At 47.5% G+C, this 11,726-nt stretch carries 8 protein-coding genes; 4 read left to right on the forward strand and 4 right to left on the reverse strand.

Going from position 1 to position 11,726, the window contains the following annotated elements; all coding sequences use genetic code 11:
• The first annotated feature begins 40 nt into the window (after nucleotides 1-40).
• The gene (locus IBX50_RS00265; RefSeq protein WP_292252447.1) at nucleotides 41-2,539 is read left to right on the forward strand and encodes an MFS transporter; all 2,499 of its coding nucleotides are present in this window, start codon (nucleotides 41-43) and stop codon (nucleotides 2,537-2,539) included.
• A 58-nt stretch (nucleotides 2,540-2,597) separates the two neighbouring features.
• Here the strand turns inward: IBX50_RS00265 and gyrB are convergent, their stop codons facing one another.
• The 4 genes from gyrB to dnaA are packed head-to-tail and all read right to left on the reverse strand — an operon-like array spanning nucleotide 2,598 to nucleotide 9,001.
• Entirely contained in the window at nucleotides 2,598-5,018 is a 2,421-nt protein-coding gene (gene gyrB / locus IBX50_RS00270) for a DNA topoisomerase (ATP-hydrolyzing) subunit B (protein ID WP_292252448.1), read from the reverse strand.
• Between the two features lie 51 nt (nucleotides 5,019-5,069).
• A complete protein-coding gene (gene recF, locus IBX50_RS00275; protein ID WP_292252449.1) occupies nucleotides 5,070-6,170 on the reverse strand; it encodes a DNA replication/repair protein RecF in 1,101 nt (366 codons plus the stop codon).
• Between the two features lie 41 nt (nucleotides 6,171-6,211).
• Nucleotides 6,212-7,516, reverse strand: coding sequence for a DNA polymerase III subunit beta (dnaN, locus tag IBX50_RS00280; RefSeq protein WP_292252450.1), 1,305 nt, complete (start codon nucleotides 7,514-7,516; stop codon nucleotides 6,212-6,214).
• An 18-nt stretch (nucleotides 7,517-7,534) separates the two neighbouring features.
• On the reverse strand, nucleotides 7,535-9,001 hold the full coding sequence (dnaA, locus tag IBX50_RS00285) for a chromosomal replication initiator protein DnaA (RefSeq protein WP_292252451.1): 1,467 nt from the start codon (nucleotides 8,999-9,001) through the stop codon (nucleotides 7,535-7,537).
• Nucleotides 9,002-9,499: 498 nt separating this feature from the next.
• On the opposite strand from dnaA, the gene rpmH reads away from it, so the two are divergent.
• From rpmH to yidC, 3 genes are read left to right on the forward strand one after another with little or no spacing between them, the layout of a single operon-like run.
• Nucleotides 9,500-9,634: a 50S ribosomal protein L34 gene (gene rpmH, locus IBX50_RS00290; protein ID WP_292252452.1), complete on the forward strand. Its 135-nt coding sequence runs from the start codon at nucleotides 9,500-9,502 to the stop codon at nucleotides 9,632-9,634.
• A 15-nt stretch (nucleotides 9,635-9,649) separates the two neighbouring features.
• Nucleotides 9,650-10,036 carry a ribonuclease P protein component gene (rnpA, locus tag IBX50_RS00295; protein WP_292252454.1) on the forward strand — a complete coding sequence of 129 codons (387 nt, stop codon included), beginning with the start codon at nucleotides 9,650-9,652 and terminating at the stop codon, nucleotides 10,034-10,036.
• Nucleotides 10,037-10,050: 14 nt separating this feature from the next.
• Nucleotides 10,051-11,721, forward strand: a complete 1,671-nt coding sequence (gene yidC / locus IBX50_RS00300; protein WP_292252455.1) for a membrane protein insertase YidC — start codon at nucleotides 10,051-10,053, stop codon at nucleotides 11,719-11,721.
• Nucleotides 11,722-11,726 lie beyond the last annotated feature (5 nt).

Below are 11,726 nucleotides of genomic sequence, written 5' to 3' on the forward strand. Positions count from 1 at the left end.
TAAAACCTTTTTTATTACCGAAAAGGAAGCCTAATCAAGTATGCCTAAAGCATCTGAATCCCATTTTCTTTTAAACAGCAATATTCTGCGGCCAGCCGGTTTTCTTGCGCTGGTTTTCCTGATGTCCCTGTCACTGGTAACAGCCACCACTCTGGCCACCACCCTATTTCTTAGCCAGGCAGGGGCATCTGCTCTACCTTTGTTTTTTATCCTTTTTGCTCTGGTCTCAACACCTGTCAGTGCTCTGGTCTCTTGGTGGGCAGACCGCATCCCTCGCTTGTTTATTCTGGCAACACTCTGGGCACTATTAGGTGGGCTGGCTTTAATAGCTTGGTGGCTTGGCATCCAGTCATCAAACGCTGCTTTTGTTTTTTATCTGGGTATCAGCACCACAGAACTGCTGCTGGGCAGTCTGGCGGGTATTTTGCTCAGTGACTATTTTTCCCTGACGCAGAGTAAACGCATGACTGGTAAGCTCAGTCTGATGCTAGCTCTGGGAGGTGTCTGTGGTGCTTTGCTGGTTAGTTTGTCTGCCATCTGGTTATCTCCAAACGAATCCCTGTGGTTGATTGCCCTGATCAGCCTGTTGGGGCTGATTCTGGTCTATTTTTATCATCAGTGGCAAAAACCCTTGGCTGAATCCATGCCAGAAGAAACGGATGATCATTACCTGACATCTGAGCAACAAGGCAAACTTCAACTACTACTGGCAATTTTCAAGAAACATTCCTTGGCACGCTGGCTGACAGCTGGTGTGTTTTTTGCTGTAGTTATCCAGTGCCTGCAGGAAATCCTGGCCTTTACTCTTTATGAACAACATTACGTTGATGAGCAGTCTCTGGCTGTTTTTCTTGGGTTTGCAGTTGGCCTGCTGCACCTGTCCAGCCTGATGTTTGCCTTGCTGATTACCGGTTTATTATTACCTCGCATTGGTGTCAGTCGAACTCACTTGTTCCACCCCCTGTTTAACCTGTTTGCCTTTGCTGCTGTTGCCTTGTCCGGGAGACTCTGGTCCGGTGTGATCGCTCATATTGCCAGCGACCCCCTGGATGTAAGTGTTAATTCACCAACCACTACCCTGCTTTACAATGCCCTGCCTACCGGTCAGATTGGCTCACTACGTCTATTTAATGACGGCATTGTTTATCCTGTAGCTCTCGGTTTATCCGGTGTGCTGCTGTTATTTATTGAACCTTTGTTATCATTGTTACACTTGGCTATTCTGGGTGGTTTGTTATCTATTGCATTGCTACTGATGCACTGGCGTGCAGGTCAGAGTTATGAGCAGGATCTGAAAAAGCAGGTCAGTGTAGGTACCTTGCAGCTGGGCAGCTCCCATACCAACAAGATCCAGCCTCGCGCTAGGGGACTGCACAGTTATACAGCAGCGGCAGAACACGCCGCTGTATCTCACCTTGAAAAGGTTTCAACAGAAGACATAAAACTGACCACCGGCATGATGAATCAGTGGCTCACTCAGCTGCATCAGCCATCGTTGGTTCAGCAGCTACTGCCTTACATCCATGCGCTGGATGATAGGGAACTACGCAAAGCACTCATGTACATGCTGCCAAAAATGTCTCAGCATCCCCTAGATTCGTTGGTGCTGTTCATTCGTGGATTACCTCCACTTAATGAGCGGATTGCTGTGCTGCTGCTGCTGTGGTTTCGCAAACACTGGGGCAATCCGCTGACGCTGCTCTATATGGGTTACAGTCTAACAAGCAAAATTCGCGATCCATTAAAACGCCGACTGATTCATCTAGTGACAGAAAACTATCGCCGCCGTGCACAGTGCCTGTTGCTGGAGTTATTACGCCCCTATGACACCAAGGGAACATTACAGGGGATAGAAATTCGATTGTATGCCGGTGACTCTCGCCAGAAAGCCCAAGCACTGGAAACCTTAAGCCTGATTCCTCAGCGACATCTAACCTACTGGTTAAACTTGGTTTTTGAACCCTTGCCCAGCATGAATCTTCGTACCTTGTTAAAACCGTTTCGTCGCATTGATCAGGATATGGTCAACCTGTTAAAACAGATTCCTGACCCTTGGATGAACAAGATGGCAGAAGTTTATCCTCGCCTGTGTCACTCTGAATCTTGCACACAATACGTTGGAGCTTCACTTATGGAACGTCTGGAACTCTTGCATCAAGTCCCCTTATTTGCAGAATTAAATCTGGATGACCTGCAATCACTGGATGCACAATTGCGTAGCCGCAAGGTTAATACTGACGAACTTTTGTTTAACGAAGGAGATCCTGGAGACTGCCTGTATATTCTAGTCAGCGGTGAATTGGCTGTTAGTCGTAAAAACGATAAGGGTGAAAATATGTTGTTGGCCAAGTTGGGAGCTGGACAACCCGTCGGCGAAATGGCGTTGCTTGATGAATTACCCCGTTCAGCAACAGCCGTGGCTACTTGTGACAGTGAAATTCTCCGGCTGGATAAATTGCGCTTTCATAGCCTGGTGATGCAGCGACCACAAATATTGTTGGGGATGTGCAAGGTTCTGGCTACCCGCCTGCGAGGTTAACTTGAAAAAAACCGCAAGCTTCCGCCTCCGGTTTTTTAGTTTAGATGTGCTGTGTTATTTAGATATCCAGATTGGATACTGACAAGGCATTGGCTTCAATAAAGTGACGACGTGGCTCAACCTCATCACCCATCAGGGTGTTAAACATCATGTCCGCCGCTACGGCATCCTCAATGGTAACACGCAACATACGGCGCGTTTCAGGGTTCATTGTAGTGTCCCACAACTGATCCGGGTTCATCTCACCCAACCCCTTATAACGCTGTACCCCCATGCCTTTACGGGCTTCTGCCATCATCCAGTTAAGCGCATCAACAAAGCGTTTAACCGGCTGTTGTTTATCACCACGCGCGATGTATGCCCCTTCTTCCAGCAGTCCGTCCAGCTGTTCTCCCAGCGACCTTAGAGCACGATAATCGCCGGACTTAAAGAAGTCCATTCCGAAGACATATTCAGTGGGAACCCCATGAGCGATCACTTCAGCAGCCGGCAGGAACAGGCCACGTTCATGATCTTCTTCAATACGCATACGCACCTGAGTGGTATCACTGGCTGCCAAGACTACTAGAGACTCCAGCTGAGTCACCCAGGTCGCCACTTTTTCACGGTTCTGCAGATCGGCCACATCTAAGCTGGGTGCATCGATCATCTGAGTCAGGACAAACTCCGGATAAACTCTGGCCAGTCGGTGCACACGGTTCATAGTGCTGCGATAGTTTTCTACCAAAGTCTGCAAAGCCTGACCGGATAGACCCGGTGCTTCCGGATTCACATAAAGCGCGGTGCCTTCTAAAGCGGTCTGGGTCAGATGTTCTTCCAGTGCTGCCTCATCTTTTAAGTATTGCTCCTGTTTACCGCGCTTGATTTTGTAGAGTGGAGGTTGAGCAATAAACACATGGCCGCGCTCAATCAACTCTAGGGTCTGACGGAAGAAGAAGGTCAGCAGCAGAGTGCGGATGTGTGAACCATCCACGTCGGCGTCGGTCATGATAATGATGGAGTGGTAACGCAGTTTGTCGGCATTAAACTCTTCACGGCCAATGCCACAACCCAGCGCAGTAATCAAAGTACCCACTTCTGCTGAAGACAACATCTTGTCAAAACGGGCTTTTTCAACGTTAAGGATTTTACCTTTCAACGGCAGGATTGCCTGAGTTTTGCGATCCCGTCCTTGTTTGGCAGAACCACCAGCGGAATCACCCTCCACCAGATATATTTCTGACAGTGCCGGATCTTTTTCTTGGCAATCTGCAAGCTTGCCTGGTAGGCCAGCGATATCCAGTGCGCCTTTACGGCGGGTCATTTCACGCGCTTTACGTGCAGCTTCCCGGGCACGCGCCGCATCAATCATCTTGTTAACAATAGCTTTGGCTTCCTGCGGAAACTCCAGCAGGTAATCATTTAAAGCCTTGCCCATTTCCTGTTCCACGGCTGTTTTCACTTCAGATGAAACCAGCTTGTCCTTGGTCTGGGAGGAAAACTTAGGATCAGGCACCTTCACTGAAACAATTGCCGTCAAGCCTTCACGAGCATCATCCCCAGTGGTGCTGACCTTGGCTTTTTTGGCCAGCCCTTCCTGCTCGATGTACTGGTTTAAAACACGGGTCAAAGCACCCCGAAAACCAGCCAGGTGGGTACCACCGTCACGCTGAGGAATGTTGTTGGTATAGCTGTAGATATTCTCTGAGTAGCCATCATTCCACTGCATGGCGACTTCAACACCCACGTCATCTTCTTCGCGCTGGGTGCTGAAATAAAACACCTTACCCAGGGTGTTTTTGTTGGTGTTTAAGTGATCCACAAAGGCTTTTAGCCCACCTTCATAGTGGAAGATTTCTTCCCGGCCGCTGCGCTCATCCAACAAGGATATTTTTACACCGGAATTCAGGAAGGAGAGTTCACGCAAACGCTTAGCCAGAATGTCAAAGCTGAATTCGATGTTGGTGAAGGTTTGTGGTGAAGGTCTGAATCGAACCAGAGTACCGCTTTTTTCAGTATGGCCCACCACACTGAGCGGTGCATCAGGAACGCCGTGACGGTAGACCTGCTCATGCACCTGTTTGTTACGCCAGATGGTCAGTGTTAACTCTTCTGACAGGGCATTCACCACTGATACACCCACACCGTGCAAACCACCGGAAACCTTGTAGGTGTTGTCATCAAACTTACCACCGGCATGAAGTACGGTCATGATGACTTCTGCGGCAGACACTCCTTCACCTTCATGCAGGTCAACCGGCATACCACGACCATCATCTGACACACTGACCGATTCATCAGGATGGATAATTACGCGGACTTCATTACAGTAACCCGCCAGTGCTTCGTCGATGGAGTTATCCACCAGCTCAAACACCATGTGATGCAGACCTGTACCATCATCTGTATCACCGATATACATGCCCGGTCTTTTACGAACCGCATCCAGCCCTTTCAGCACCTTGATGCTGGACGAGTTATAGGAATTACTTTCGCTCATTACCCACTCCTGATTAAATCCTTCGATGCTGGTTATTCAATTCATGCAACATCAAGACAAGGCTTTAGGACTGATTTGTCCATGTTCCACGTGAAACCATGCGTTTTTTTCTGGCTGCTGCCAGCCGTAAGCCAGTGCTTCTTCATCCACACTGGTTATAAAAACCTGTCCGGCTTGTTCTTCAAGTACCTGACAAAAAATACTGCGGTGATGCTTGTCGAGTTCTGCTGGCAGGTCATCAATCAGATAAACACACTGCTTTTTTCCTGCTACTGCCAACAACTCACCCTGTGCCAATTTTAAGGCCGAAACAACCAGCTTTTGCTGACCTCGGGACAACACATCCATGGCAGGTCGTCCATCAACACTGATTCGAATATCAGCACGCTGAGGTCCAGACTGAGTAAAACCCTGTTCAATATCTCTGCTACGTGATGTTTCCAGTGATTCTGCCAGACTAATATTTTTATCCCAGCCACGCTGAAAAACCAGCTTGAGAAGCTGCCCTTCAAGAAACCGTTGTAACAAAACCTCAAACAAAGGCTTTAAATGATCGAGATAAGATTGCCGATAAGCCGTGATCTGCTCGCCATTTAGAGCGATTTCTTTTTCCCAAAGCTGCAGCTGCAGGGTGTCTATTCTACCATGTCTGAGGAGGCTGTTGCGCTGTTTAAGGGCACGTTGGAAACGTTGCCAGCAGTAGATAAACTCATGTTCCACGTGGAACACTCCCCAGTCAACAAACTGGCGACGTTCACGTGGGCTGCCTTCAAGCAGACGAAATGCATCTGGATTGATCAACTGGACTGGCAGCTCACTGGTTAATTCAGCAACACCGGAAGGACGCACACCACGAAAAAGGATTTCGGTTTCATCATCCTGAGTTCCACGCTGGACTCCCAGAGAAGCCAGAGAAAAATCCAGCATCCTGATCTGGGCAAACACCGTAAAACGTTCGGCTTCGTGATGAATCAGACTCTTGAGTTTTTTACTGCGGAAAGACCGTACCAGACTAAGCAGATGAATGGCTTCCAACAAAGAAGTTTTGCCACTGCCATTTTCGCCGACAAAAAGATTGATCCCCTCAACTGGATGTATTTCAGCAGAGGGGATATTTCGGAAGTTTTTTATTTGCAGACGATGGATGGTCATGAGGTTAGCACCGCTGCAAAAAGTCAGCAGTGCATTTAAAATTAGAGGCGCATTGGCATAACAACATAAAGGGCAGAACCACCTTCGGCAGCACTGATCAAAGCGCTGGATCCAGGATCAGAAAGACTGATCTGTACATGTTTGACCTGATCACCGATGTTGTCCATCACATCAATCAGATAACCTACATTAAAACCCATTTCCAGAGTTTCACCCTGATAGTTGATACTCATGCTTTCTTCAGCTTCTTCCTGCTCAGGATTGTTGGCAACCAATGTCAGGGTATTGTCAGTCAACAATAAACGGATCCCCAGGAATTTTTCGTTGGCCAGAATACCAATACGGCTCAGCATCTGACGCAGCTCTATACGGTCGCAGATAATATGTTTGTTACCACCACGAGGAATCACACGCTCATAATCCGGATAACGGCCTTCAATTTGTTTGGAAACAAAAGTCATGTTTTGACCGTTCACCTGGAAATGCTGTTCACCAAAAATCAGATCCACATGAAAATCACTGATTCTAACCGTAACGTGGCTTTTACCTGATTCCAGCGCCTGTGTATAAACAGAAGGATTTTTGATGATTTCATAACCACCACCCACCAGAGGACGCACCTCCAACATTTTGCTGTCTTGTGTAGATGCGTTCAGCAACTCCTGACTGGGTGGTTGAATCCACTGCAATTCCATTTCCATCTCAACACCGGGATCAACCAGTACCTTGGCAACCTCGCTCACTGCCTTGGCAGGAACAATCATGCTGCTTTTTTCATATTCCACAGATTCCGCCAGTTTGATTTCATCGAGAGACAAGCGGTGACCATCGGTAGCAACAGCGCGTAAACAACCTGTTTGCAGCTCAAACAACATGCCATTCAAATAATAACGAACATCCTGTTTGGCCATTGCAAAACTATTGCGACGAATCAGATTCAATAATTCACTCTCATGCAAGGTAATGCGATAACGTTCCGGGCTTAGCTGCACAGAAGGGAATTCCGAAGACGGCAGTGTTGCAAGTACAAAGCGGCTGCGACCGGAACGAACCACGGCACGCTGATCTTCCAGTGTAAATTCAATGACCGCTTCGTCTGCCAGAGAACGACAGATATCAGACAATTTTTTGGCAGGTACTGTAATACTTCCCGGTGTGTCTAGGTGACGCAGGGCAACACGCCAGATCAGTTCTACTTCCAGATCCAGACCGGTCAGAATCAGACCTTCTTCTGTAGCATCAATGCGTATATGGGACAGGATCGGCAAAGTATGGCGACGACCCACTACACCAGACATCATGGATAATGGGCGCAGCAGGGTTTCACGTGATACGGAAAATTTCATGTCTTTCACCTTAAAAATTTAACTGGTCAACAAACGCAGCAGATTTTTCCAGTCCTCACGGATATCAGGACTTTCATCCTGCAGCGACAGGATTTTTCTGCAAGCATGTAATACGGTTGTATGATCTCGACCACCAAAAGCATCACCAATTTCAGGAAGTGAGTGGTTAGTCAGCTCTTTGGCTAGTGCCATAGCCATTTGTCTTGGCCGGGCAATGGATCGATTGCGACGCTTGGAATGCAGGTCAGCAATTTTGATTTTGTAATATTCAGCGACGGTGCGTTGTATGTTATCCACACCCACTTGCTTGTCCTGAACAGCAAAAAGATCCTTGAGTGATTCGCGCACCAACTCAACACTAATGGGTTGACCTTTAAACCGTGAATCCGCTGCCACACGGTTTAATGCACCTTCAAGATCACGCACATGTGAACGAATTTTCTGGGCGATAAAAAATGCCACTTCCTGCGGCAGATCAACGTTGGCCATTTCAGCTTTTTTCATCAGGATGGCAACACGCAGCTCCAGTTCAGGCGGCTCAATCGCAACAGTCAGCCCCCAGCCGAAACGACTTTTTAATCGCTCCTCAACACCAATTTCTTTTGGATAACGATCAGAGGTCAGGATAATTTGCTGACCTCCCTCCAGAAGAGCATTAAAGGTATGGAAAAATTCTTCCTGGGAACGATCCTTGCCAACAAAAAACTGAATATCGTCAATCAGCAAAGCATCCAGATTACGGTAATAACGTTTAAATTCATTAATGGCGTTGAGCTGCAGTGCCTTGACCATATCCTGCACAAAACGCTCGGAATTCAGATAAACCACCCGCGCATTGGGATTTTGTTTGAGAATCTGGTTACCCACCGCATGCATCAAGTGAGTTTTACCCAGGCCAACGCCTCCATATATAAAGAGAGGGTTGTAGGCACCACCGGGGTTTTCTGCGACCTGAAAAGAAGCAGCCCGAGCAAGCTGGTTAGATTTACCTTCCACCAGGGTTTCAAAAGTGTGCATTGGATTCAGTGTTGAAGCGTGTTTGATACCACCTTCAACCTGAATACTGGAACGATTGCGACTTTTTTGGTGCGTGGAAGTTGGTACAGACTCCTGCGGTTCGTTAACTGCTCCAATTTCATCCGAAAGATCTGTCAAGGTGGACTGATAATCAGGAACAGATGATGGGGCAGCAGTTGATACTGATTGCATAACGGGTGCAGGAACAGCAGCGACTGCCTGACGACTACCCACACTGAATTTAACGTCCGGAATTTGCCCAGCAGAAACGTCCTGCACCAGTTCCTGCAAACGAGAAGCATATTTATCCGTTACCCATTGCAGAACAAAGCGATTAGGAGCTAACAATTGCAAGCTACGACCATTCATTTCTGGCTGCAACGGACGGATCCAAGTAGACAGTTGCTGGGCAGGGATTTCAGTTTCAAGAATCGCAAGACACTGCGACCACAGGTCATCAACAGGCACAATAGAGCTCCTTTGGATATTCAGCCTATTCTAGCCTTTTGCAGCAAACTTATCCACAACCTGAAAAATAGCTCAAACAGACTAGATTAACTGCATGTGGATAACACTACGGTCAGTAGCTGTAAAAAGAATGAACAAAAGGGGTACTTTTTAAGCCTGTGGACAGTTAGCACATTTGCACACAGCTCCACTACAGGATAAACACCTCTGCTACAAGGCAATTAACTGACTTATCAAATACATAATTGACTGTTTTTTATTTGAAAATAAGACTTATACACAGAAATTATCCCGTCTAAAAATAACAGTAAGAGTTAAAGATCTTTAAGTTCTTTTTTTATAGTTATGTTTGGCTGGCACAAAAAGTCCGCAAAAGGAAAAATTGCGCTCCAGCTCATAATTCTCTAAAATCCCGCTCTTGCATCAGCAAAGTTTCTCTGGGGTCATCAACCTGCGGGGATTCCTAAACCTTTATCACCCTGTGGAAAGTAAAAAATCATGAAACGTACATTTCAACCCAGCGTCCTGAAGCGCAAGCGTACTCACGGTTTCCGTGCTCGCATGGCAACCAAAAACGGCCGTGACGTTCTGTCCCGTCGTCGTGCCAAGGGCCGTAAGCGTCTGTGTGCTTAAGCACCAGCCTGCCCAATGAAAAATTTCGGATTTCCCCGGAACCTGAGACTACTCAAGCCCGGGGATTTCCGTTATGTTTTTGAAAACACCCGTTACAAGGTGTTTTGCCCCGGTTTTTTGTTGCTTGCAGCGCCTGCTAGACAAACAGAAACCCGCTTAGGTTTTGTAATCGGCAAGAAGAATGTCAAACTTGCAGTGAATCGTAACCGGTACAAAAGGATGTTTCGTGAGTCCTTCCGGATGAATCAGCAACAGCTGCCTGCAGTGGATATTATTGTTCTTGCTGTCAAAGGGGCTAATCAGGTCACAACTGAAGAACTCAGCCAACACCTGTCCAAAGCCTGGCTACAACTCAGCAGACGTGTTAGTAAAACGCCTGCAAATCCATCTCCTCTCGATTAAGCGGCAGTGACCCCATGGACGTAAAACGCATCGTGCTCTTTTCATCCCTGGCGGTAGTCGCCTATCTGCTGATTATTCAGTGGAATAAAGACTACCAGCAGCAGGATATTCAGGTTCAGGCACCTCAGGTACAACAACAGCCACCCATCAATGCTGGTGTTGGCAGTGATGAGGATGCTGTACTGGAACTGACAGACTCAAGCTCTCCCTCATTGATGGCTCCTGCACAGACTGTTACTCAGTCAAGCGATAGCCTGGTCAGCATCAAAACGGATACGTTTGATGTACGAATCAATCCTAGGGGCGGTGATCTGGTTTATGCCGCACTGCTGCGTCATAAAACCCGTGTGGATTCAGATCATCCTTTTGTACTTCTGCAGAATGATGATCAGCGTCATTATGTAGTACAAAGTGACATCAGTGGCCTGGGTAATCAACAGCGCGTAGAGCTGACACCCGAACACTACCAGTATGAACTTGCGCCTGGTCAGAATGAGCTGCAGGTACGTATGAATGGTGAAGTTGACGGGGTACAACTGGCCAAAATTTTCACCTTTACCCGTGACAGTCATTTGATCGGTGTTGATTATGAAATCAATAACCAATCAGACCGAAGCATCAGCCCCAGCTTTATTGGCTTAATCAAGCGTGATTCTTCCGCTGATCCAAGCCAGGGTGAGTTTATGGGGATGAGTGCTTATCTGGGTGGTGCATTCTCCACCACGGACAAACGTTACGAAAAAGTGGATTTTAAGGATATCCAGCGCCAATCCTTCCAGGTTCACTCAGAAGGTGGCTGGGCAGCCATGCTGCAGCATTATTTCCTTAGTGCCTGGATACCTGCAGCCAATGAGAGTAATTTTTTCAGCACTCGTACCGATCGTAATGGCAACAACATTGTTGGTTTCAGAGGTGCTGAACGTCTGATTGCACCGGGTGAAACAGCCGTTCTTTCTGCCGCAACCTATGTGGGACCGAAAATCCAGAGTGACATGAAGGCTATTGCAGAAAACCTGAATCTCACTGTGGATTATGGCTGGTTGTGGTTTATTGCTCAGCCATTGTTCCTACTGCTGGATTGGATTCATGGTTTTGTGGGTAACTGGGGTGTGGCCATCATTTTAGTAACGGTGGTGATCAAGCTGGCGTTTTACAAACTCTCAGCCACCGCTTATCGCTCCATGGCTAACATGCGCCGTGTTGCCCCCAAGCTGACTCGTATTAAGGAAGAGTGTGGTGACGACCGTCAGAAGCTGTCACAGGCCATGATGGAGTTATACCGCAAGGAAAAAATCAACCCGATGGGTGGCTGTTTACCCATTCTTGTTCAGATGCCAGTGTTTATTGCCCTGTACTGGATGCTGTTGGAATCGGTTGAATTGCGTCATGCCCCCTTTATGTTGTGGATTGCGGATCTTTCGATGAAAGATCCCTATTTTGTGCTGCCAATCCTGATGGGTGTCAGTATGTTCCTGCAACAGATGCTAAACCCAACTCCACCCGATCCCATGCAGGCCAAGATCATGAAGATGTTACCGGTGATTTTCACCTTCTTCTTCCTGTTCTTCCCTGCGGGTCTGGTACTCTACTGGTTGGTGAACAACATTCTCTCGATCTTGCAGCAGTGGTATATCACTCACAAGATAGAGTCTGAAGACAAGGCCAGAGAAAAAGCCGCATCCTGAACCTG

Source organism: Marinospirillum sp. (assembly GCF_014859565.1).

What these genes read in the sequence shown, in the direction of transcription:
- IBX50_RS00265 (WP_292252447.1), top strand. Translation starts at nt 41, where the DNA reads ATGCCTAAAGCATCTGAATCCCATTTTCTTTTAAACAGCAATATTCTG.
- gyrB (WP_292252448.1), bottom strand. Translation starts at nt 5,018, where the DNA reads ATGAGCGAAAGTAATTCCTATAACTCGTCCAGCATCAAGGTGCTGAAA.
- recF (WP_292252449.1), bottom strand. Translation starts at nt 6,170, where the DNA reads ATGACCATCCATCGTCTGCAAATAAAAAACTTCCGAAATATCCCCTCT.
- dnaN (WP_292252450.1), bottom strand. Translation starts at nt 7,516, where the DNA reads ATGAAATTTTCCGTATCACGTGAAACCCTGCTGCGCCCATTATCCATG.
- rpmH (WP_292252452.1), top strand. Translation starts at nt 9,500, where the DNA reads ATGAAACGTACATTTCAACCCAGCGTCCTGAAGCGCAAGCGTACTCAC.
- rnpA (WP_292252454.1), top strand. Translation starts at nt 9,650, where the DNA reads ATGAAAAATTTCGGATTTCCCCGGAACCTGAGACTACTCAAGCCCGGG.
- yidC (WP_292252455.1), top strand. Translation starts at nt 10,051, where the DNA reads ATGGACGTAAAACGCATCGTGCTCTTTTCATCCCTGGCGGTAGTCGCC.